Annotated in this window: 18 protein-coding genes and 1 tRNA gene; 10 read left to right on the top strand and 9 right to left on the bottom strand. The window is 61.0% G+C overall.

All coding sequences use genetic code 11. The features are described from left to right. Positions 1-2: 2 nt before the first annotated feature. The 6 genes from FBY12_RS18360 to FBY12_RS18385 all read right to left on the bottom strand — a co-directional run bounded on the left by FBY12_RS18360 (position 3) and on the right by FBY12_RS18385 (position 6,529). Complete coding sequence (locus tag FBY12_RS18360; protein ID WP_145254677.1) at positions 3-1,499, bottom strand: hypothetical protein; 1,497 nt, start codon at positions 1,497-1,499, stop codon at positions 3-5. Next, a complete protein-coding gene (locus FBY12_RS18365; RefSeq protein ID WP_145254681.1) occupies positions 1,496-2,734 on the bottom strand; it encodes an acetyl-CoA carboxylase biotin carboxylase subunit family protein in 1,239 nt (412 codons plus the stop codon). Before FBY12_RS18365 ends, FBY12_RS18360 begins: the two co-directional genes overlap by 4 nt. A 41-nt stretch (positions 2,735-2,775) precedes the next feature. Further along, positions 2,776-3,231 carry a cobalamin B12-binding domain-containing protein gene (locus tag FBY12_RS18370; RefSeq protein WP_109520831.1) on the bottom strand — a complete coding sequence of 152 codons (456 nt, stop codon included), beginning with the start codon at positions 3,229-3,231 and terminating at the stop codon, positions 2,776-2,778. Continuing rightward, positions 3,228-4,469 carry an MFS transporter gene (locus tag FBY12_RS18375; RefSeq protein ID WP_145254684.1) on the bottom strand — a complete coding sequence of 414 codons (1,242 nt, stop codon included), beginning with the start codon at positions 4,467-4,469 and terminating at the stop codon, positions 3,228-3,230. Before FBY12_RS18375 ends, FBY12_RS18370 begins: the two co-directional genes overlap by 4 nt. Then, complete coding sequence (locus FBY12_RS18380; protein ID WP_145254687.1) at positions 4,462-5,532, bottom strand: LLM class flavin-dependent oxidoreductase; 1,071 nt, start codon at positions 5,530-5,532, stop codon at positions 4,462-4,464. Before FBY12_RS18380 ends, FBY12_RS18375 begins: the two co-directional genes overlap by 8 nt. A 67-nt stretch (positions 5,533-5,599) precedes the next feature. Then, entirely contained in the window at positions 5,600-6,529 is a 930-nt protein-coding gene (locus FBY12_RS18385) for an asparagine synthetase A (RefSeq protein ID WP_145254690.1), read from the bottom strand. 237 nt (positions 6,530-6,766) lie between these two features. Between FBY12_RS18385 and FBY12_RS18390 the strand changes: the two genes are divergently transcribed. The 7 genes from FBY12_RS18390 (at position 6,767) to FBY12_RS18420 (ending at position 14,317) form a co-directional block, all read left to right on the top strand. After that, complete coding sequence (locus tag FBY12_RS18390) at positions 6,767-8,080, top strand: MFS transporter (protein ID WP_145254693.1); 1,314 nt, start codon at positions 6,767-6,769, stop codon at positions 8,078-8,080. Between the two features lie 52 nt (positions 8,081-8,132). Beyond that, positions 8,133-9,527 (top strand): amidase, encoded by a 1,395-nt coding sequence (locus FBY12_RS18395; RefSeq protein ID WP_145254696.1) that lies wholly within the window; start codon positions 8,133-8,135, stop codon positions 9,525-9,527. 102 nt (positions 9,528-9,629) lie between these two features. Next, positions 9,630-10,988 (top strand): OprD family outer membrane porin, encoded by a 1,359-nt coding sequence (locus FBY12_RS18400; RefSeq protein WP_145254698.1) that lies wholly within the window; start codon positions 9,630-9,632, stop codon positions 10,986-10,988. 114 nt (positions 10,989-11,102) lie between these two features. Continuing rightward, positions 11,103-12,830 carry a VWA domain-containing protein gene (locus FBY12_RS18405; protein ID WP_145254701.1) on the top strand — a complete coding sequence of 576 codons (1,728 nt, stop codon included), beginning with the start codon at positions 11,103-11,105 and terminating at the stop codon, positions 12,828-12,830. 16 nt (positions 12,831-12,846) lie between these two features. Next, positions 12,847-13,428, top strand: a complete 582-nt coding sequence (locus tag FBY12_RS18410; RefSeq protein ID WP_145254704.1) for an RNA polymerase sigma factor — start codon at positions 12,847-12,849, stop codon at positions 13,426-13,428. Next, entirely contained in the window at positions 13,425-14,024 is a 600-nt protein-coding gene (locus FBY12_RS18415; RefSeq protein ID WP_145254707.1) for a hypothetical protein, read from the top strand. Before FBY12_RS18410 ends, FBY12_RS18415 begins: the two co-directional genes overlap by 4 nt. Positions 14,025-14,044: 20 nt before the next feature. Next, a complete protein-coding gene (locus FBY12_RS18420) occupies positions 14,045-14,317 on the top strand; it encodes a hypothetical protein (protein ID WP_145254710.1) in 273 nt (90 codons plus the stop codon). Between the two features lie 148 nt (positions 14,318-14,465). On the opposite strand, the gene FBY12_RS18425 is transcribed toward FBY12_RS18420, so the two are convergent. Continuing rightward, positions 14,466-14,542 (bottom strand) — tRNA-Arg (locus FBY12_RS18425). 349 nt (positions 14,543-14,891) lie between these two features. Here FBY12_RS18425 and gabD point away from each other — a divergent pair. The 3 genes from gabD (at position 14,892) to FBY12_RS18440 (ending at position 19,150) form a co-directional block, all read left to right on the top strand. Further along, a complete protein-coding gene (gene gabD, locus FBY12_RS18430; protein WP_092275145.1) occupies positions 14,892-16,334 on the top strand; it encodes an NADP-dependent succinate-semialdehyde dehydrogenase in 1,443 nt (480 codons plus the stop codon). A 185-nt stretch (positions 16,335-16,519) separates the two neighbouring features. Further along, a complete protein-coding gene (gene gabT, locus FBY12_RS18435) occupies positions 16,520-17,797 on the top strand; it encodes a 4-aminobutyrate--2-oxoglutarate transaminase (protein WP_121733815.1) in 1,278 nt (425 codons plus the stop codon). 138 nt (positions 17,798-17,935) lie between these two features. Continuing rightward, positions 17,936-19,150 (top strand): response regulator, encoded by a 1,215-nt coding sequence (locus tag FBY12_RS18440; protein WP_145254713.1) that lies wholly within the window; start codon positions 17,936-17,938, stop codon positions 19,148-19,150. Between the two features lie 142 nt (positions 19,151-19,292). Here the strand turns inward: FBY12_RS18440 and FBY12_RS18445 are convergent, their stop codons facing one another. Continuing rightward, positions 19,293-20,282 carry a sensor domain-containing diguanylate cyclase gene (locus tag FBY12_RS18445; RefSeq protein WP_145254716.1) on the bottom strand — a complete coding sequence of 330 codons (990 nt, stop codon included), beginning with the start codon at positions 20,280-20,282 and terminating at the stop codon, positions 19,293-19,295. Between the two features lie 333 nt (positions 20,283-20,615). Then, entirely contained in the window at positions 20,616-21,800 is a 1,185-nt protein-coding gene (gene desA, locus FBY12_RS18450; protein ID WP_145254718.1) for a delta-9 fatty acid desaturase DesA, read from the bottom strand. Between the last annotated feature and the right edge of the window lie 49 nt (positions 21,801-21,849).

The following is a 21,849-nucleotide window of genomic DNA, read 5'->3' on the forward strand; positions in this document are numbered from 1 at the left end:
CTTCAGCGTCCCGAAACCAGTTCGACCACAGTTTCGCCGGTCGCCGGGTCATAACGGCTGATGCGGCCCTTGTGCGGATCACCGGCGCGAACCCGTGCGATCAACGTCGCGGCGCTGTCGAAGTCGATGCGCTGGTGCGCGTACAAACTGCGCAACGCCGGTAACGGCAGGCCGCTGACTTGTGTCAGCCACTGGCTCAGCGCCGCATCCTCGCGTTCACCGCCGAGCAACTGATGCAAGGCGTCGAGTGCAGGCAAACGCTGCGGATGGCAGAGCCCGAGGAAACTTGAGAGTTCGCGACCGCGGTCAACGAACGGCGCGAATTGCATGCACACCAGTTGCGCTTCATCGAGCCCGAAAGCCTGCTCGGCAAAATTCGCCGCAAGCGTGCGCCGTGCTTGCATGCCCTCGGCATCGGCGTACGCGGCCATCGCCAAGTCGATCAGGCGCTGCGGCATTTCTTTCTTGCGCATCAGCGCTTGCGCCAGTTCCAGGTATTCAGCGATGCCTTGGTTGTAGCTGCGACCCTGCACGTATTGCGCCTTGAGACCGCGAAAGTGCGCCATCAACATCGGGTTGGCGCAGTCCGATTCGGTAAAGCTGAACGCCAGTTCTTCGAAGCGGAAATCGAGGAATTCGGTGATCAGTTCCCAATGATCCTCAACCTTGTAGCTGACCAGATCGTAGATGCTGATAAACGCCGGGTCCGCCTGGTCATCACCGCAAGCCACGCGGCGCTCGTCACGCTGATGGTCAAAACCTTCGCCGAACAGTTCGACGAAATACACCTGCGCCACGCCATCCAGCGCTTGCAGCAAACCGCGAAAACCCTGACGCCGGCATTCATCGACGTTCAGCCCCAGACGTTGGGCCAAACGCATGATCCAGGTGAAATAATGCTTTTGTTCCTTGCGCGAATCGCCCGTGACCACCGCGTTGACGCCGCCCTGCCACCATGCGGCCCGACCGTAGAAATCCGCCACCGCGAGGTTGCAGCTGTTGCAGAAGGTTGGCCGGCCGTCACCAGCGGTGCGGTGGCCGTTCATCAAAACGTCGAAGCGGTTCATGGCCTGGACGTCGTCCGGGAACGGCAAATGCCGCTCGAACGGGCGGATCAGCCGGTGATCGACCACGAGCATTTCCACCCGTGGATCGTCGAACAGATGCAGCGCGCGGTAGACCCGGTCGATGTTGGCCATCACCGCATCCGGCACGCCGGCATGGCGCATGTTGGCGATGCGCAACTGGAACGTGCGGCCATGCAGCACCGCCAAGTGCAATTGCGCGGCGCGGAGCATGGCGACGGTGTAGGAACTGTCTTTGCCGCCGCCGTAAGCGACCATCAATTTGTAGCGGCTCAGCCCGTCGAGGCCACCGGCGGCATCGATCAGCCGCTCACCCAGCGTGGCGACTGCGCGGCGTTCATCGGCGCAGAAATAGCGATTGAGCTGACCGAGCAACGACTCGTCGTTGAAGGGCTGCAACGTGGTGGCGTTCATAGCGGTTCGGCCTGGAATTGGAAGGTCTGGGTTACGTGGCGGATATCGTTTTCAGTGGCAACTTCGCTGCCGCCGACAAAAATGAAGCGGCCGCTGTGCAGCGCGTCATAGCTGCCGCCGGCCTCAAGAATCTGCCCCGGCTCGGGCAGCAATTCGCGCCAGAGGTTGGGCAACTCGGCGCGCAATGAATCGGCGCGCAGCACCCGGCACGGCAAGCGCGCCGGTTTCGGAATCACCAGCCAGCCGCCGCTCGGGTCGTGGCTGACGGCCGGCAACGGCACTTGCTCGCCGGCCAGACGTCGCAGCCAGTGCTCGTACAAATTGACGCCGAAGACCTTGTTGATCAGGTGCGGCACTTCGCTGCCGCCGACCCGCGCGCCGATTTCAAGGAACACCAGCGAGTCGTCCGGCTCGACGAATATCTCCAGATGAAACGCGGTGCAGCGCAGGTTCAGCGCTTGCAGGATCTGTTTGCTGAACGCTTCGATGCGCGTGCGCAGCGCCGATTTCTGCACAATCACCGAGCCCAGCGGCTGCGCCTTGGCGAAGTCCAGGCAGCTGTTGATGTAACGCGAAACCACCTGGAACGGCACGCTGCCATCGACGTCGGCAAAACCGTCGATGTGATACGTCTGGCCGTGCATGAAACCTTCGATTTCATAGCGCGGCAGCTCGATGTCATTCAGCAGTTTGCGCAGCGCCGGCTCGTCCTCAACCTTCTCGACGCCCATGCTGGCGGCGCCGTCCACGGGTTTGACGATCAGCGGAAAACCGATCTCGCGAGCGAAGTGCAGAGCCTGCTCTACGGACTGGCAACGGGCAAAGGGCGGCACGCGCAGGCCTTTGGCCTGGAGGATTTCCTTCATGCGCGCCTTGTCGCGGTACACCGCCACTTCGTCCGGGCCGTGCCCCGGAATGTTCAGGGTCTGGCGCACGCGGGCGGCGATTTCCAGGGTGAATTCCGACAGCGCGATCAACTGATCGACCGGGCCGACATGCGCGATGACTTCTTCCACCGCCGCGAGCAACTGCTCGTACTGATTGACGTCGCCGACCTGCACTTGATGGGCAATCTGCTGCGCCGGGGCGAGCACGCCTTCGGCACCCGGCGCATCGACCACGTAGCTGATCTGGTGCTGCTGATGGTCGAAGAAATCTTCGTAGCGCGTCAGTTCATTGTCCCAGCGGCGCTCGTCACGAAAGCGCGGCCAGCGGTTGACGATAACGATGTGCATCGTAGTGATCCTTTGAATGAGAAGAACAGGCGTGGCCGGGCTCAGCCCCAGGACGTCACGCTGTTGGCAGGCGCGGGTTCGGCGTCGTGCTGGCTGTGCAACGTGCCCAGGTAAGCGCTGAACGCTTGAATGGCATCGGCGCCGACGAATACTTGCTGGTAACCGGCGTCGATCAGCGGTTGCCGGACCGCGAGGGTTTCGTCCTCGGAAGTGGTCAATTTGCCGCCGATCACGCAGGGCAGGTGCGGGTGCAATCGGCGCACCTGGCGGATCAGTTCCAGCCCCTGGGAATAGCCGTGGCCATTGACGCTGCTGACCACCAGCAATTGCGTGCGCCGCTGTTGCAGCGCCGCCAGTACGGCGTCTACCGGCGTGCAACTGCCGAGGTTTTTCACGCTGAAACCGTGTTCGGCCAGCCACAGTTGCAGGTACACCAGGTTCCACATGTGCGAGTCGGATTCGACGGTGGCGATCAGGCAGTGCGGCAAGGTTTTCATTGGGAAGCCTCCATGGCGAGTGACGGACCATCCAGGGCAAGACGAAAACGCCGAGTGGTAAGAATGAACAGCAGCGTGCCGGGCACCGTCAGCACCAGCGCGAGCACCAGAATCAGCACTTGCACGCCGTAGACGTGGCCGACAGTGGCGGTGAGCAGGCCGCCGAGCGGGTACGAAAGCAGGTTGACCAGATAAAACGGGCCCATGACTTTGCCCAGATGCGCAGTGCCAATCGCCTTGATTCGCTGCGTGCGGTTGAACACGTTGAACAATGCGCAACCGGCCATCGCCAAGAGAAAACTCAGGGCATACAGCAGCACGCCAGCGGCCATGCCCATGCAGATCAAACCCAGGCACAACAAGGCAAAACCCAGTGCGCCGAGGCGATAGATCGACATCCGCGCCAGCAGCCTTGGTACCAGCACAAAATTCAACAAGCCGAGGGCGCCAGCGCCGGCATTCATCAGCCCGAACACGCCGTCGGCAGCGCTGAAGACACCGCTGATCACAAACGCGTTGGCGCTGAGCACAGCGGCAAACGCGAGGTTGATGGTGAAGTTGAGCGCGGCCAGGGAAACCACCGGTGGGTTGCCGAGCAACAGGCGCCAGCCGAGGGCCAGGTCCTTGAAAATGCTAGTCGGGTGGTTGGCAGTTCGCGCGGTCGGCAGGCCTTTCCAGAACATCGATGCGGCGAACAACGCCACCGCCGCGAGACCGAGCAACCAGCGTTTGTCGGCGTACATGGCCAGCCCGGCGGCCAGCGCCGGACCGAGTGCCATGGCCAGCAGCTCCATGTTTTGCACCAGCGACTGGCAGTGCGCCAGACGCTGCGGTCCGGCGATCAGCGGCACGCTTTTCTCCACCGCCATGCGCACCGGCGCCATCAACACCGACAAGACAATGCCATTGCCGATCAGCGCCCAGACCATCCATTGCGGCTGATACCAGCAAATCCCCAACGTCAGCGCCAGGCTCAAGGCGCGCGCGGTGTTGGCGCTGCGAAACAGCAGGCGACCACCGAAGCGATCAGCCAGCAGCCCGGCAAACGGATAAGCGATCAGCGCCGGCAGCCACTCCAGCGCAAACGCGACGCCGGAGTAGCGTACGTTGCCAGTCAGTTGATAGATCATCAGCGGCACGGCGAACAGCACCGTTTGCTCGGCCAGCAGCGCACACAGCAGCCCGGCGCCAAACCAGCGGACGGCGCTGTGTCGTGCGTCGAGGCCGGTTTCACGCATGATCGCGATCCCACACGGTTTCCAGTTCGCGCAGGTAAGGCAGCACGTAAGTGCAGAAGCGGCGCATCTCGTCGCGGGTCGGCCAACCGGAGAAAATGAATTCGCTGACGCCGACTTTTTTGTACTCGAACAGGTATTCGGCGACTTCCTGATAGCTGCCGACCACGCACAACGCCGGACCGCCACGGTACGCCACAGCGCCGGACCAGAGCATCGGCGACAGCCAGTCGTGTTCCGCCTTGTCGGCTAGGCGGAACGACGTTTTCACCGCTTCCGAGTCGCAGCGCCCGACAAATTGGCGAACCCATTCGCGGTGCTGCTCGTCCGGGTTTTCCATCATGCTTTCGACGGCGGCCAAGGCTTCGGCGCGGGTTTCGCGGGCGAGCACGTGCATGCGAATCCCTATCGAGCAGCCGGATTCCAGCACGGTGCGGCTGGCTTCGGCGATGCCTTGCGGGGTGTCGCCATAACGCAGCCAGCAATCGCTGTGTTTCATCGCAATTTGTTGGGCGATGTCGGACGCGCCGCTGAGGTAAATGCGCGGTCGCTCGGCGTCCTTGAAAGGCAAGCCGAGCTGGGCTTTTTCGATGCGGTAATGCTTGCCGTGGTAGGTCAGCGGTGATTCACCGCTCCAGAACCGATGCAGGATGTCGAGGAATTCGCCGGTGCGCTCGTAGCGCCCGTCGTGCGCCACAAAGTCGCCGTAATACGCCTGTTCGTCCGGTGAAATCCCGGCCACCAGATTCAGTGAAATGCGCTTGTCGGACATCCACGACACGGTGTTGACGATTTGCGTGAACAGGGTCGGCGGCACCAGGCCGGGACGGTACGCGAGGATGAACTTGACCCGTTCGGTCTCGCGAACCAGCGCGCCGATCATCGGCAGCGGATCGGGCATGTGGTAGCTGATCCCCATCAGCAACGAGTCGATTCCCAACTCATCGGCCTCTTGGGCAAAGTCGACGATGCCGGCAAAATCCAGCGCCCCGGTGTCATATTTTTCCGAAGCCTTTTGCTGGCCGCTGTCGAGCGGCGAACACCAGTGAATACGCAGTGCAGGCATTGTGTTTCTCCATGGCAACGCCGGCCGCCGCGACCAGCGGGGCAGGCGTCGCAAGACAGGTCCTTGGTCAGAACAGGAAGCTGGTGCCAACGGTGCGATCGAACAGCGCGACGTCGCGGATGCGTCGCTTGCCGCAGATGAACTTGAGCAGGCGTTCGATCCCTAGACCGCCGCCAGCGCTCGGGTGCAGCAAGCCGCGCCGCGCGACTTCCAGGTAGTTGGCGAACGGTTGCAGGTCCATCGACAGCTCGTTCATGCGGTAGACGATCTGCTCGTATTCGAACTCGCGCTCCGCACCGGACAGCGCCTCGCCGTAGCCATCCGGGTAAATCAGGTCATAGTTGTTGTACGCGCCGCGCTTGCCGGGGGTTTCCCGGTCGTAGAATTCGCGACGGTAGTTGGTGACGAAAAACGGCGTTTGCGCGCTGGCCGACATGATCTTTTCGAAGTCGTCGCCGTGTTCGGCGCGCAATTCGTCGGAACTGTAGATCGGGAACGCGCTGGTGAAGTGCGGCAGTTGGCGGTTGAGCTGCGCGAGTTCGGCGGCGCAATGCTGATTGACCTCGCTGAACACGTGCTTGATCAGGCCTTCGATCAGCGCCATGACCTGATGCATGTCGCCGTCGCGAATCTCGAAATCGAACTGCGAGAACTCCAGCAAGTGGTTCTCGGAATCCTTGATTTCGGCCTTTTCCAGGCGAATGTTCGGCGCGACGATGAAGATCTTGTCGTGGCCCTTGGCGGTCAGTGCCAACTGTTTATGGAAGATCATGCTCGCGGTCAGTTTCAGGCGCCGCTGTTCGTACTGGATCTCGGCGGGATACACCGCGTGGTTCAGCGGATCAGTGATCGGCGACATCAGAATCGGCATCAGCTGTTTGAAGTCACGATCCAGCAAATAATGCTGCAAAGCCTGTAGGACGCGGCCCCGGATGATGGCGATGGATTCTGTATCGGGATGATCAAAATCGGCGAAGTTACGTGCTATTTCTTCCATGATTGGCCAAATATTCAGGGAGTTGGGAGGCCCTGATTATTGTTTAAACCGAGGAAAACTCAATGTACAGATTCCAGCTAAAAAGCAACACAGAGGCACAGGCCGGTTGTCCGCACAGGCTTTTGTGTAGACCATATCGCGCTGCTGAAATTGATCCGACGACGCACCCGTGAACCGGCTTGAGCAATTGCTGAAATTGCCAGGCGTCGTCCTCTATAGACTGTTCAGAGTTTGCCCATGACTGCCCTTACTGATTCGCCAGCCCATCAGTTTTCCAAGGCTGACTACAAGACCCTCGGGCTTGCGGCCCTCGGCGGCGCGCTGGAAATCTACGACTTCATCATTTTCGTGTTTTTTGCGCTGACCCTCAGCCAACTGTTTTTCCCGCCGGAAATGCCCGAGTGGCTGCGCTTGCTGCAAAGCTTCGGCATCTTCGTCACCGGTTACCTGGCGCGTCCGCTGGGCGGCATCCTGATGGCGCACTTCGCCGATCAGTTGGGCCGCAAACGCGTGTTCAGCCTGAGCATTCTGATGATGGCGCTACCGTGCCTGTTGATCGGCATCATGCCGACCTACGCACAGATCGGCTATTTCGCGCCGTTGCTGCTGCTGTTGCTGCGCGTGCTGCAAGGCGCGGCGGTGGGCGGCGAAGTGCCGAGCGCGTGGGTGTTCGTCGCCGAGCACGCGCCTGCCGGCCACCGTGGTTATGCGCTGGGTTTTTTGCAGGCCGGGCTGACGTTCGGTTATCTGCTCGGCGCGTTGACCGCGACCCTGTTGGCGCAAGTGTTCACTGCCGCGGAAATCCTCGATTACGCCTGGCGCCTGCCGTTTCTGCTGGGCGGCGTGTTTGGCGTGATCGGCGTCTGGTTGCGCCGCTGGCTCAGTGAAACGCCGGTGTTCATGGCCCTGCAGGCTCGTCGCGAAGCGGACGCCGAGTTGCCGTTGCGCACGGTGTTGCGCGAGCACCGGCACATGCTGCTGCCGGCGATGATCCTCACTTGCGTGCTGACGTCTGCGGTGGTGGTGCTGGTGGTGATCACCCCGACGGTCATGCAAAAAAGCTTCGGCATGAGCCCCAGCCATACCTTCGCGCTGAGCAGCCTGGGCATCGTCTTCCTCAACATCGGCTGCGTGCTGGCCGGGCTGATCGTCGATCGCATCGGCGCCTGGCGCACGGTCATGCTCTACAGCGTGCTGTTGCCGATCGGCATCGCCCTGCTTTATGCCTGCCTGATCAGCGGCGGTGCGTGGCTGGGCCTGGCGTATGCGCTGGCCGGCTTGAGCTGCGGGGTGGTCGGCGCGGTGCCGTCGGTGATGGTCAGCCTGTTTCCGGCGCACATCCGCGTGTCGGGCATTTCCTTTACCTACAATATTGCCTACGCGCTGTGGGCGAGCACCACGCCGTTGCTGTTGATCGCGCTGATGCCGTGGAGCCCGTGGGTGTGCGTGGCGTATTGCGTGGTGATGGGCGCGGTCGGCGTCGCGTGCGCCGGGTTTTTTGGCGGACGGCAAGCTGCCGATCACAGCCAGGCGTTGCTCGCAGAGCGCTAAAGGCAAGCACCTCGCAGAAGCGCAAAAAAAGTTTGGCAAGGATGGCTATTCGATGAGCGATTTACAGGATTTGTCCGCCGCGCAACTGTTGGCGATGTACGCCAGCCGCACGTTGTCGCCGCTGGAATATTACGACCACTTGCTGGCGCACATTGAACGCTGGGAGCCGAGTCTCGCGGCGCTTTATGCGTTTGATCCGCAGCGCGTACTTGAGCAGGCGCGCGCATCCAGCGAGCGCTGGAGCAAAGGCGCGCCAACCGGAGCGTTGGACGGCGTGCCGGTGACACTCAAGGAATTGATCGCCACCGCTGGCGATTACATTCCTCAGGGCAGCGCCGCCACCGCGCTGGTCGCGGCAACCGCAGATGCGCCACCCGCCGCGCGCTTGCGTGAGGCCGGGGCGATCATTCTCGGCAAAACCACAGTGCCGGACTTCGGCATGCTGTCGTCGGGGCTTTCGAGTTTTCACGGGATCACCCGCAACCCCTGGGATCTTGAGCAAAACCCCGGCGGTTCGAGTGCCGGTGCAGCCGCCGCCGCAGCCGCCGGTTACGGTCCGCTGCACGTCGGCACGGACATCGGCGGTTCGGTCCGACTGCCGGCAGGCTGGTGCGGTTTGGTCGGATTCAAACCGAGCCTTGGGCGAATTCCCATCGACCCGTATTACACCGGCCGCTGCGCCGGGCCGATGACCCGCACCGTCGATGATTGCGCGTTGATGATGCGTTATCTGGCGCAAGCTGATGCGCGCGACGCCACCAGCCTGCCGCCGCAGGTGCTGGACTGGAACCTGGCAACGCCATCGTTCAAAGGCTTGAAAATCGGCTTGATGCTCGACCCGGGCTGCGGCTTTCAGCCCGAAGCGCAGGTGTGCGACGCCGTGCGCAACGCCGCGCAGTTGTTCGCGGAACACGGCGCCGAGGTGCGTTTGATCGGGCCGTTGATGGATCGCCAGTTGCTCGACGGTCTCGACGATTTCTGGCGCGCTCGGCAGTTGTCACAACTGCAAACCCTGAGCGCGGCGCAACGGGAACGGGTCTTGCCGTACATCGAAGACTGGGCGGCGCCGGCCACGACGATGAGGGCGGTGCAAGCGGTCGAAGGCTTCAACCAGACCTTTGAAATTCGCCGCCGCTGCGCCCGGTTGTTCGGCGATCTGGATTTGGTGCTGTCGCCGACCAATCAGGTCAGCAGCTTCCCCGCGCACTGGCCGTCGCCGAGCAACGATCCGCGTCAGCCGTTCGAACACATCGTGTTCACCCTGCCGTGGAACATGGGCGAGCAACCGGCGTTGTCGATCAATTGCGGGTTCACCGACCAAGGCATGCCGATCGGCCTGCAAATGATCGCGCCGCGCTTCGCCGATCAATGGTTGCTGCAATGCGCCAAGGCCTACGAAGACTGGCGCGGGCCGATCAAGCACTGGCCGACCGCGCCGTCCCGCTGATCGCTACTTGGCTGATCCCTCACAAGCTGATCCCTTCTGAAGCATGGCCGCTCGAACGCCAGGTGCGTGAGCGGCGCGGGATTTCTTTACAGGCGTTTTTTCATGCACGCACATTTGTTTCGCACGTTGCCCCTGCTGCTGGCCGTGGTTCAGCCAGGCTGGGCCGCTGAACCGGTGGCACCTCAGGATCAGGCGCCGGGTTTTATCGACGGCAGCCATCTGGGCCTGAACCTGCGTCACTATTATTCCAATCAGCACACGCAGCGCAGCACGCATCTGGTGATCAAAAAGCACGGCGTCGCCCAACCGACACGCGAACGCGACACGTGGGTGCAAACCGGCATGCTCAATTACAGCTCCGGTTACACCCAAGGCCTGGTCGGATTTGGCGTCGATGCCTCGCTGTTCAGCGCCGTGACCCTTGAGCGCGGCCACGGCGCGGTAGCCAACGGCGGGGACCGCGTGCTGGTCGACAGCGATGGCGACGCCGTGCCCACGTGGAGCCGCTTGGGCGTCGGCGATCTACGGTTGCGGGTGTCGAGCACCGAATTGAAGGCCGGGCGGATGCTCACCGAGAATCCGGTGCTGCGCTACAAAGACAACCGCGCCTTGCCCTCGACGTTTCAGGGCATCGCGCTGAACAGCAACGAACTCGACTGGCTGGCGCTGCAGGCAGGCAGCTTCGAGCGCGCCATCCCGCGCACCGGCACCGGCAGCGAACGGCTGACCACCACGTTCGGCAACCGCGCCTACAGCGGCTCGCGCATCAGTTATTTGGGCGCCACCGCGAAGTCATCCTACGGCCTGACAGTGAGCGCTTACGGTTCGCGGTTCGAAGACATGTGGCAGCAATATTATCTGGGCGCGACTCACCTGGCAGGCGACCGCGCGCACTTGGCGTTGAAGACCAGCCTCAACTATTACCGCACCCGCGATCAGGGCGAACAGCACTTGGGTTTCATCGACAACGACGCCTACAGCCTCGCCGTCACTGCGGCCCACGGCGCGCATGGCTTGACCGCCGCGTGGCAGCAGGTGTTTGGCGACGAATACTTCGACTATGTCTGGGAATCCACCGGCAATTACATGGCCAACTCGCTGTACTCCGACTACAACGGCCCGAACGAAAAATCCTGGCAACTGCGCTACGACCTCGACTTCGCCGCGTATGGCGTCCCCGGACTGACCGCCAGCCTCTGGCACGCCAAGGGCTGGGGCATCGACGGCAGCCATTACAACGGCGACCGCGACGGCCGCAACACCGGCTACAACGTGCGCGGACTCGACGGCGCCAAACACAACGAAAACGGTCTGATGCTGGCTTACGTGGTGCAATCCGGCGCGCTGAAAAACGCGGTGCTGCGCAGCATCGTTTACAACCATCGAGAGAGTGGCGGGCAGATTGACGGCAGCTATGACGAGTTTCGCCTGGTGGCGAATGTGCCGTTCACGCTGTTTTAGTTCACGTCACCTATGGCCGGCGCGGAAATTCTTTTTCAGCGCTTTAACCCGAACCGGTCGGGCGCTCCGTCTCAGAGGATGAATGGATCAATTTCCTCCTGAGGTCAGCCCACCATGTCCCTCCCTCTGCACTTCCTGCGCCCGGCCACCCACGGTTTCGCCATCGGTTTGCTGCTGGCCGTTGCCGGTTGCGGTGTTTCTTCCAAACCTGATTCGGCGGTCGTTGCGCCGCCGTCACCGTCACCGGCGCAGGCTGAGTCGAAAACTCAACCGGCGGTGCAGCATGAGGCGGTGATGGCGGACGCCAGCGTGGCCAAACGCAGCGTGCGCGCGGCGCCGATGGCGATGTATGCGCCCGAGCCTGCTGCGCCGGGCTATCGCGATGAACAACGCGAGCAATATCAAGCGCTGGCTGACAACCCGATTCACAGCGTCGCCGAAACCCCGGTGTCGACCTTCAGCGCCGACGTCGATACCGGCGCCTACGCCAACGTGCGCCGCTTGCTCAATCAGGGACGCCTGCCGCCCGACGGCGCGGTGCGCCTGGAGGAAATGGTCAATTACTTTCCCTACGATTACGCCTTGCCCACCGATGGCTCGCCGTTCGGCGTGACCACTGAACTGGCGCCGTCGCCGTGGAACCCGCACACGCGGTTGCTGCGCATCGGGATCAAGGCCTCGGACCGCGCGGTCGCCGAACTGGCGCCGGCCAACCTGGTGTTTCTGGTCGATGTGTCCGGTTCGATGGACCGCCGCGAAGGCTTGCCGATGGTCAAAAGCACGCTGAAATTGCTCGTCGATCAACTGCGCGAACAGGATCGGGTGTCGCTGGTGGTGTACGCCGGCGAATCGCGCGTTGTCCTCGAGCCGACTTCCGGACGCGACAAAGCGAAAATTCGTACAGCCATCGACCAATTAACCGCCGGTGGCTCGACCGCTGGCGCGTCAGGCATCGAGCTCGCGTATCAGATGGCGCAACAGGCGTTTATCCCCAAAGGCATCAACCGCATCCTGCTGGCCACTGACGGCGACTTCAACGTCGGCATCAGCGACTTCGACAGCCTCAAGCAAATGGCTGTGGATAAACGCAAGACGGGTGTTTCCCTGACCACCCTGGGTTTTGGTGTGGATAACTACAATGAACACCTGATGGAACAACTGGCCGATGCCGGCGACGGCAACTACGCCTACATCGACAACCTGCGTGAAGCGCGCAAAGTGCTGGTGGACCAGCTCGGTTCGACCCTCGACGTGGTGGCGAAGAACGTGAAGCTGCAAGTCGAGTTCAACCCGGCGCAGGTCAGCGAATATCGCTTGTTGGGTTATGAAAACCGCGCGTTGAAACGTGAGGATTTCAGTAATGACAAGGTCGATGCCAGTGAAATTGGTGCAGGACACACGGTGACGGCGTTGTATGAAATTGTCCCTGCTGGCGAGAAAGGCTGGTTGGAGCCGCTGCGTTATGGCAATTCTGCAGCCGCTGTTGCCGGAAAATCCGAGGAAATGGCCATGTTGCGCGTGCGATATCAGTTGCCGGAAGGTGGGAAAAGTCGCTTGATCGAGCGGCCGATTACCTCTGGCTCAGCGCCCGCCAGTGATGACCTGCGATTCGCGGCGGCCGTGGCGGCGTTTTCCCAGCAACTGAAGGACGGCCGCTACACCGGCGATTTCACCCTCAAAGACACCGAGGCCCTGGCCCGTGGCGCTCGTGGCGATGATCGCTTTGGCCTGCGCGCCGAGTTTGTGCAATTGGTCGAGTTGGCGCAGAGCCTGCGCACGTCCACGGCCTCGGCTGCATCCGCCAATGCCAATGCCAATGCCAACGCCAACCGCATCGAGTGAAAGGAACCTCAGCGAAATGACTGCTCCTGAATTGAGCACTGCCGCCAGCAGCGATGAATCGCTGCTGGCGCGTTATCGCAGCGGCGACGGCCCGGCGTTCGAAACCTTGTACGCGCGCCATCGCCAAGGGCTCTATCGATTCCTCCTCGGCCTCAGCGGCAAAGCGGAACTGGCCGAAGAGGTTTACCAGGACACCTGGCTGAGCCTGATCCGCAGCACCAGTCAGCCACAAGGCCGGGCGAACTTTCGTACATGGCTTTACCAGATTGCCCGCAACCGACTGATCGATCACTGGCGCAAACATGGCATCCACAACCCTTTGCACGACAGCTACGACGAACAGGCCCACGCCGTGATCGACACCGCCACCGACCCCGAACAATTGCTGAGCCTGAGCCGCGACACTCAGCGCCTCGAAACCGCCCTGCAAACCTTGCCCGCCGACCAGCGCGAAGTGTTCCTGCTGCGCGCCCACGGCGACCTCGACCTGCCGCAAATCGCCACCCTCACCGAAACACCGCTGGAAACCGTCAAAAGCCGGTTGCGCTACGCCCAGCAAAAACTGCGTCGGCTGCTGGCCGAGGAGGTACTGACATGACTGACGCCCGTAAAACTCCGGTCGATCCCGTGATCGAACATTTCCGCGAACACGGCAGCGATGGCCCACCAGCGCATCTCGACGCGTTCATCCTTGCTACCGCCCATCGCGAAGCGCCCGTGCGCAAACCGAGCCTGTGGCAGCGTTGGGTCCAGGCCTGCCAGAAACCCCGTTGGCAAGTGGCGTTTGCCAGCCTCGTCGGCGTGGCGTTGATGGTCACATTGGTGCAGCGCACGCCGGAGCAAGAGCTGCAGTACGACGCCGCTCCCGCGCCGAAAACATCGTCGTTTGCCGCCAGGAAAGAGGCTCCAGCGCCCGTCGCACGCTCCCTCGCCGCACCGCCGCCCGCAGCGCCGATGGCTGAACTCGCCGCGCCCGCGCAAAGTGAATCGCTCAGTGCGCCCATGGCTGACGAGGCCAAAGTCAGCAAGCGTGCGGCTGCGCCGGTGAAGCCGCTCGATGACCAACTGCGAGAAGTGATTCGCCTGCAAAACGCGGCTCAAACCCAGGCTGCCGATGAGCTGTTGAAGACATTGCACCAGCGTTTCCCGGACGAAAACCTCGCCGCCAGGCTCAAAGCCCTGAAGAAAAACTGAGGCCCGGCCCCTCCAGCCATTTGGCATCAAGCCCCGAAAGCGCGCACTATCGGGGCATAGCCGATGCGTTGGAGGAAGCCGTGGCGAAAAAAATCGATCGCATCGCCCAAATGCTCAACTGCCCGCAGAAGGGCGAAGAGCTGAGGCGGGGGATAATTGAGAGTCGCAAGGAGTTTCTGCTGAAAAAGCAGGAAGGAAGCGTTCCCGACGAAGATGCCGTTGAGGAAGAGGTGCTGGAGGAGGGGGATGAAGATGATGAGGAATATGACGAGTTTGATTGGACGACTGAATGATAAAAAAACCGCTTAGGCGGTTTTTTCGTTCAGTGATTCGGATAAACCGAATAACTGAGTCCTTGAGCATGTCGCTCATTTTGAGATTTAGAGCACCCACAAAAAAGCCCCAGTCCCTACGGGCCTGAGGCTTTCTCGTTCTTCTATATGGTGCACCAGGCGGGATTCGAACCCACGACCACTGCCTTCGGAGGGCAGTACTCTATCCAGCTGAGCTACTGGTGCAAGCGGGCGCCATGATACTCATATGCACTGCGGGCGTCCATGCTGCTGAATAGCCTGTGTTTTTTTAACCTGTAACAGCCTTTTGCTACGTTGATCAGAAAAAATCGGCAAATGCGCCGTTTTCGTTCTTTTTTTCGAACGGCCTATTGTCCTTTACCGGCATTGATCCTAGGATTCGTTCGAGATTTCAAACGCTCTTGCCTGGGTGCTGAACCGCACGAGATTCGATCAGTGCGCTATTTATGTGCTTCAGCCCGGTGAATGATTTCCCTGACGGCAGCCTACGAGGCGCCTTTCTACAATCATAATTTGCTCCGCGCTGGTCGCGGTGCTGTTAAGGAAAGCCGACATGCAGCTTAAAGACAGCCAGTTGTTCCGCCAGCAAGCCTTTATTGATGGCGCTTGGGTTGATGCGGACAACGGTCAGACGATCAAGGTCAACAACCCGGCAACCGGCGAAATTCTGGGCACTGTGCCGAAAATGGGCGCTGCCGAAACCCGCCGTGCCATCGAAGCCGCTGACAAAGCGCTGCCGGCCTGGCGTGCACTGACCGCCAAGGACCGCGCGAACAAGCTGCGTCGCTGGTTCGAACTGATCATCGAAAACCAGGACGACCTCGCGCGCCTGATGACCCTCGAGCAGGGCAAGCCACTGGCCGAGGCCAAGGGCGAAATCGTTTACGCCGCTTCCTTTATCGAGTGGTTTGCCGAAGAAGCCAAGCGCGTCTACGGTGACGTGATTCCGGGCCACCAGCCAGACAAGCGCCTGATCGTGATCAAGCAGCCTATCGGCGTGACCGCTGCAATCACCCCGTGGAACTTCCCGGCCGCGATGATCACCCGTAAGGCCGGCCCAGCACTGGCCGCCGGTTGCACCATGGTGCTCAAGCCTGCTTCGCAAACTCCTTTCTCCGCATTCGCTCTGGCTGAACTGGCCCAGCGTGCCGGCATCCCGAACGGTGTGTTCAGCGTGGTTTCCGGCAGCGCCGGCGACATTGGCAGCGAGCTGACCAGCAACCCTATCGTGCGTAAATTGTCGTTCACTGGCTCGACCGAAATCGGTCGTCAGTTGATGGCCGAATGCGCCAAGGACATCAAGAAAGTGTCCCTGGAATTGGGCGGCAACGCGCCGTTCATCGTGTTCGACGACGCGGACCTGGATAAGGCCGTCGAAGGCGCGATCATCTCCAAGTACCGCAACAACGGCCAGACCTGCGTCTGCGCCAACCGTCTGTACATTCAGGATTCGGTGTACGACGCGTTCGCCGAGAAGCTGAAAGTGGCCGTGGCCAAACTCAAGATCGGCAACGGTCTGGAAGACGGCACCACCACTGGCCCGCTGATCGACGAAAAAGCCGTGGCCAAGGTTCAGGAACACATCGCTGACGCCGTGAGCAAAGGCGCGACCGTGCTGGCGGGTGGCAAGGTCATGGAAGGCAACTTCTTCGAGCCGACCATCCTCACCAACGTGCCGAAAAACGCTGCCGTGGCCAAGGAAGAAACCTTCGGTCCATTGGCGCCGCTGTTCCGCTTCAAAGACGAAGCCGAAGTGATCGCGATGTCCAACGACACCGAATTCGGCCTCGCTTCGTACTTCTATGCTCGCGACCTGGGCCGTGTGTTCCGTGTCGCTGAAGCGCTGGAATACGGCATGGTCGGCGTCAACACCGGGCTGATCTCCAACGAAGTTGCGCCGTTCGGCGGCATCAAGGCGTCGGGCCTGGGCCGTGAAGGCTCCAAGTACGGCATCGAAGATTACCTGGAAATCAAATACCTCTGCCTGGGCATCTAAGCTCGGCGGATGGGAATGCAATAAGCGGAAAGGGCACGAGAGCGCTGACCCTTTCTGCGTTTCAACCGGTATTTTCTCTGTGGCCGGGAACGCTGTGGCAGTCGATCATCGCATGCTGCCGCCGTTGCCTCCCCGCCGCATTTTCCTTGAGCAACGCCGCCCGATGAGCGGCGAATGAGGACTTTATGAGCAAGACTAACGCTTCTTTGATGAAACGCCGCGAAGCCGCTGTACCACGCGGTGTTGGCCAGATTCACCCGATCTTCGCCGAGTCCGCGAAGAACGCCACCGTGACCGACGTTGAAGGTCGCGAGTTCATCGACTTCGCCGGCGGTATCGCCGTGCTGAACACCGGCCACGTGCACCCGAAAATCATTGCTGCCGTGACTGCGCAACTGAACAAGCTGACCCACACCTGCTTCCAGGTATTGGCGTACGAGCCGTACGTTGAGCTGTGCGAGAAAATCAACGCCAAGGTCCCAGGTGATTTCGACAAGAAAACCCTGCTGGTCACCACCGGTTCCGAAGCCGTCGAAAACGCCGTGAAAATCGCCCGTGCCGCCACTGGCCGTGCCGGCGTGATCGCGTTCACCGGTGCTTACCACGGTCGCACCATGATGACCCTGGGCCTGACCGGCAAAGTCGTGCCGTACTCGGCCGGCATGGGCCTGATGCCGGGCGGCGTGTTCCGCGCGCTGTACCCGAACGAGCTGCACGGCGTGAGCGTCGACGACTCGATCGCCAGCATCGAACGCATCTTCAAGAACGACGCCGAGCCGCGTGATATCGCTGCAATCATCATCGAGCCGGTTCAGGGCGAAGGTGGTTTCTACGTCGCGCCTAAAGAGTTCATGAAGCGTCTGCGTGCGTTGTGCGACCAGCACGGCATCCTGTTGATCGCTGACGAAGTGCAAACCGGCGCTGGCCGTACCGGTACTTTCTTCGCCATGGAACAGATGGGCGTTTCCGCCGACCTGACCACATTCGCCAAATCCATCGCTGGCGGTTTCCCGTTGGCCGGTGTCTGCGGCAAAGCCGAATACATGGACGCGATCGCGCCGGGCGGCCTCGGCGGCACTTACGCCGGTAGCCCGATTGCGTGCGCCGCAGCCCTGGCGGTGATGGAAGTGTTCGAAGAAGAACACCTGTTGGATCGCTGCAAGGCAGTTGGCGAGCGCCTGGTGACTGGCCTCAAAGCCATTCAGGCGAAATACCCGGTGATCGGCGAAGTCCGCGCGCTGGGCGCGATGATCGCGGTCGAGCTGTTCGTTGATGGCGACAGCCACAAGCCGAACGCTGCGGCGGTCGCTTCGGTAGTCGCCAAGGCGCGTGACAAGGGGCTGATCCTGCTGTCGTGCGGCACTTACGGCAACGTTCTGCGCGTGCTGGTGCCGCTGACTTCGCCGGACGAGCAACTGGACAAAGGTCTGGCCATCATCGAAGAGTGCTTCTCCGAGCTCTGATCGCCGAGTGTGACCTGATCGACAAAAAACCCGCTTCGGCGGGTTTTTTTATGTCCTTTGAAACACATCAGGGATAAATGCGCTGTATCGAATGGCCAGCATTGTCTAAGGTTCAGGCATTGCCAATGGAGTGTGCGAATGACCGCTGTGGTTTTGCCCGCCGTACCGCGAGTGTTGATTGCCGAGGCCGATCCCTGGTCGCGCGACCTGTTGAAACAGGTGCTGTTGAATGTGCGTTGCGACGCGCGGCTGGATTTGTGTGCCGATGGCCAGCAGGCCATGGAGCAATTGGCGCAGGTGCCTTATGACCTGGTGATCGTTGACTGGGAACTGCCCGGCATCGATGGCCTCAATGTGTTGCGCAGCGTGCGCCAGCGCAAACGCAATCCACCGCTGCCGTTCATTTTGATGAGCCATCGCAACGACAGTGCCAGTGTCCGCGAAGCCTTGCCGCTGGCGCCCACCGCGTATTTGACCAAACCGCTGAACATGGAAAGCCTGACCCAACGCCTGCAGGACTTGCTGCTGAATGCTGGCGAAGAAGTGTCGTGCGAGATTCCGGCGCTGGCGTCGGGCATGACGTTGTCGGTGTACCTGGAGCGTCGGCGTGAATCGACCGACGGCGCACCGTTGATGACTGACGTGCAATTAGCGGTCAAACGCAGCCTCAATCCCAACGGCCTCGACCTGACGCGGCTGGAAAGCGAGATCCGCAATGATCCGCAAGTCACAGCGGTGCTGATCGCTGCGGCTAACAGTGCCGCGCAGCATCATGGCGTCGGCGTGCAGACCTTGGCGCAAGCGCTGCAGCGCTTGGGCACCGGGCAAAGCATGAACCTGATTCTGGGCCTGGCGCTCAAGCGCTGCGCGCGGCTGAGCGATCCGCAGCTGGCCGATTACGCCGAACGTTATTGGGAAATGTCGCTGCGCACCGCCGAATATGGGCGGACGCTGGCGCGCTTGCTCGATCTGGATCAGGAACGCTGTTATTGCGCGGGCATGCTGCATCGCCTCGGCGATTTGGCGTTGCTGCGCTGTTTGCAGGAGTGGAAGCAGGCGGGCGGCGAGCTCAACGAATGGGACGAAGTCGGCGAAGCGCTGGATGAGTTTGGTGCGAGTTATGGCTCGGCGCTGCGAGCGCGCTGGCGTCTGCCGCTGGAGCTGCGCGATTTGATCGCGGCGGTCTATCAGCTCGGTGGCGGGGTTTATTCGCGCGAGGCGCTGGTGATGAACATGGCGGCGCAACTGGCACGTTTGACCGAGCATGAGGGCATCGAAGAACTGGCCAAGAGCCGCACCGCACGGCTGCTGAAGATCGGCCTGCCGGAACTGATGCGACTGCGCAAAAAGTAGCCACCCCTCGAATCACGAACACTGCAAATCCCTTGTAGAAGCGAGCCTGCTCGCGATGAGGCACTGACATTCAGCATCGGTGGTGGCTGACAGTGCGCTATCGCGCGCAGGCTCGCTCCCACATGGGGATTTGTGTTCAGGCTTACGTCGAGATGATGCGGTTTTTGCCTTGACGCTTGGCTTCGTACATGGCCGCGTCCGCGCGGGCGAACAGGCTGTCGAGGTTGTCGTCGTCGTGGGTCAGGCTGGTCAGGCCCTGGCTGACGGTGATGCCGAACGTCTGGTCGTCATGGCTGAAGCTCAAGCGCTGAATCTCCCGTTGCAGGCGCTCTGCCACTTGCATGGCCATGTCCGGCGCGCAACCGGGGAACACCGCGGCAAACTCTTCGCCGCCGATTCGCCCGAACAAGTCACCCCGACGCAGCGCCGCGCGGCCGCTCTCGGCGATGCGTTGCAGCACAGTGTCGCCGCCCTGATGGCCATAGGTGTCGTTGATCTGTTTGAAGTCATCGATATCCAGCAGCAGAAAGGCCATTTGCGCGCCTTGCAGTCGTGCGTGCTCGAACTCGCGGTGGGCGCATTCGAAGAAGTGTCGACGGTTGCTGCTCTGGGTCAGCACATCAGTGGTCGCCAGGCGTTGCAGCTCGGCTTCCATCTGCTTCTTTTCGGTGATGTCCTCGGCGATGCCGACGATGATCACCGGTTGCCCAGGGTCTGGCTGGCGATTGATGAAGCATTTGTCGCTGAGCCAGCGCACTTGGCCATCCGCCGCGATGATCCGGTATTCGCGATCTTCGACGGCGCCCTTGTCCAGCACTTCGGCGAGGCTGCGTTCGGCGTAATCCAGGTCATCGGGGTAAATGCTGTCGCGCCATTCGTTGTAGTCGGCCAGCAGCAGTCCGGCAGATCTGCCGAAAATCCGTTCATAGGCAGGGCTGACGTAGAGCACTTGCCGGGTTTCCCAGTTGAACGCCCAAAGCACCGCGTTGACGCTGACCAGCAGCGAGCTGAACAACTGTTCGCGTTCGCTCAGGCGTGCGACTTCCCCTTGCGCGTGCATCAGCGCCATCAGGGTTTGTGCGGCTTCAGGCCACTGCGGGAGGGATGAGTCTTGTAGGTTTTTATTGACCATCGGCACAAATCTCAAAAAGGCGTGCGCCACTCGAGTTTCAAAGTGGCGACTACAGGGGCCTTTTATCGATTATTTCTTGTGCCACAGCAGGCGATTCACGCGTTGGTGGGAAATAATTGATAACAGGTCTCAGCCCGCCAGGATGGCGAAGTGTCTTTGAGATAGGCGATTTTGAGCTTAGTTCCCGCGTAGTGCGGCTAGGGAGAAGGCTCCCGCCGGGCGGTAGTGGCGATATGATTTTTGCGGAAATGTCGCGTGAGCGAGCGAAGGTGTAACGGCAAGGCTGTTTAAAAACAGGCAGGCCTCTGGGTAGAGGCCTGCGTGCGGTTTCAGTCAGACAGCGGCGGGGCGCAGGGAGTAGGTTTTCAGCTGATTGGCGAAATCGCGCAGGGATTGAATCCCGCTCGCTTCCGCTTCGTGCACCCAATCCTTGATCGCGGCGAGCATGTCGTGACCATTTGAGCTGGTCTTGACCCAGATCTGCTGCAGCGCCAGACGTTTCTCGTAAATTACCTTCAGCGCCTGGCTGTGCTCGAGCATGTTCTGGATGCGCACATGGTGCTTGTCATCCAGCAAGCTGGTTTCCCGCGAGAGCAAGCGCTTGGCGCGGTGAAACTGGTGACGGACCGAGTGATCGACCTTTTCCAGCTCCTGCTTGACCAGTGGTGCGATGACCAATTTGCGGTACTGCGCCATGATCTGGAAACGGTTGTTGAGGATGGCCATGGCGGTGTCCATGTCCAGGCTGCCCTTGCCTTCGACCCGATGGGCAATCGGCGCAACACGCTGCACTTTGGCCAGTCGGAAGAAACTGAAGACTTTGATCCAGGCCCAGCCAAGGTCAAATTCCCACTTCTTCACCGAGAGTTTTGCCGAGTTCGGGTAGGTGTGATGGTTGTTATGCAGTTCTTCGCCGCCGATCAGGATGCCCCAAGGCACCAGATTGGTCGCCGCGTCGCGGCATTCGAAGTTGCGGTAGCCGATGGCATGGCCCAGGCCATTGACCACGCCGGCAGCCCAGAACGGAATCCACATCATCTGGATCGCCCAGATGGTGATACCTATGGTGCCGAACAGCAGCAGGTCGATGATGCCCATGATCGCTACGCCCAACAGCGGATAACGGCTGTAGAGGTTGCGTTCGATCCAGTCCTCAGGGCAGTTCTTGCCGTAGATGCGCAGGGTTTCCGGGTTTTCCGCTTCAGTGCGATACAGCTCGGCACCTTTGCGCAGAACCGTGGAAAGGCCTCTGATCACCGGGCTGTGCGGGTCATCGACGGTTTCACATTTGGCGTGATGTTTGCGGTGGATAGCGGTCCACTCGCGGGTGTTCTGCGCCGTGGTCAACCACAGCCAGAAGCGGAAGAAATGTTTCAGGCCGGCATTCAACTCCAGGGAGCGATGGGCTGAATAACGATGCAGATAGACCGTGACGCCAACAATCGTGACATGGGTCATCAGCAGGGTGACTGCCACCAGAGACCAGGGTGACAAGCCGAGAAAACCTTCGTACCACATAGGCTATAGGGCCCTCGATAAATAAATAAACAGCCGATGCATTATCACT

The sequence above is a fragment of the Pseudomonas sp. SJZ131 genome, assembly GCF_007828705.1.
Taxonomy (GTDB): domain Bacteria; phylum Pseudomonadota; class Gammaproteobacteria; order Pseudomonadales; family Pseudomonadaceae; genus Aquipseudomonas; species Aquipseudomonas prosekii.

Bases quoted from the DNA above. Each gene is read 5' to 3' on its own strand.
- FBY12_RS18400 (WP_145254698.1), top strand. From the start codon at position 9,630: ATGCACGCACATTTGTTTCGCACGTTGCCCCTGCTGCTGGCCGTGGTT.
- FBY12_RS18440 (WP_145254713.1), top strand. From the start codon at position 17,936: ATGACCGCTGTGGTTTTGCCCGCCGTACCGCGAGTGTTGATTGCCGAG.
- FBY12_RS18375 (WP_145254684.1), bottom strand. From the start codon at position 4,469: ATGCGTGAAACCGGCCTCGACGCACGACACAGCGCCGTCCGCTGGTTT.
- FBY12_RS18410 (WP_145254704.1), top strand. From the start codon at position 12,847: ATGACTGCTCCTGAATTGAGCACTGCCGCCAGCAGCGATGAATCGCTG.
- gabD (WP_092275145.1), top strand. From the start codon at position 14,892: ATGCAGCTTAAAGACAGCCAGTTGTTCCGCCAGCAAGCCTTTATTGAT.
- FBY12_RS18380 (WP_145254687.1), bottom strand. From the start codon at position 5,532: ATGCCTGCACTGCGTATTCACTGGTGTTCGCCGCTCGACAGCGGCCAG.
- FBY12_RS18370 (WP_109520831.1), bottom strand. From the start codon at position 3,231: ATGAAAACCTTGCCGCACTGCCTGATCGCCACCGTCGAATCCGACTCG.
- FBY12_RS18415 (WP_145254707.1), top strand. From the start codon at position 13,425: ATGACTGACGCCCGTAAAACTCCGGTCGATCCCGTGATCGAACATTTC.
- FBY12_RS18445 (WP_145254716.1), bottom strand. From the start codon at position 20,282: ATGGTCAATAAAAACCTACAAGACTCATCCCTCCCGCAGTGGCCTGAA.
- gabT (WP_121733815.1), top strand. From the start codon at position 16,520: ATGAGCAAGACTAACGCTTCTTTGATGAAACGCCGCGAAGCCGCTGTA.
- desA (WP_145254718.1), bottom strand. From the start codon at position 21,800: ATGTGGTACGAAGGTTTTCTCGGCTTGTCACCCTGGTCTCTGGTGGCA.
- FBY12_RS18405 (WP_145254701.1), top strand. From the start codon at position 11,103: ATGTCCCTCCCTCTGCACTTCCTGCGCCCGGCCACCCACGGTTTCGCC.
- FBY12_RS18365 (WP_145254681.1), bottom strand. From the start codon at position 2,734: ATGCACATCGTTATCGTCAACCGCTGGCCGCGCTTTCGTGACGAGCGC.
- FBY12_RS18360 (WP_145254677.1), bottom strand. From the start codon at position 1,499: ATGAACGCCACCACGTTGCAGCCCTTCAACGACGAGTCGTTGCTCGGT.
- FBY12_RS18395 (WP_145254696.1), top strand. From the start codon at position 8,133: ATGAGCGATTTACAGGATTTGTCCGCCGCGCAACTGTTGGCGATGTAC.
- FBY12_RS18385 (WP_145254690.1), bottom strand. From the start codon at position 6,529: ATGGAAGAAATAGCACGTAACTTCGCCGATTTTGATCATCCCGATACA.
- FBY12_RS18390 (WP_145254693.1), top strand. From the start codon at position 6,767: ATGACTGCCCTTACTGATTCGCCAGCCCATCAGTTTTCCAAGGCTGAC.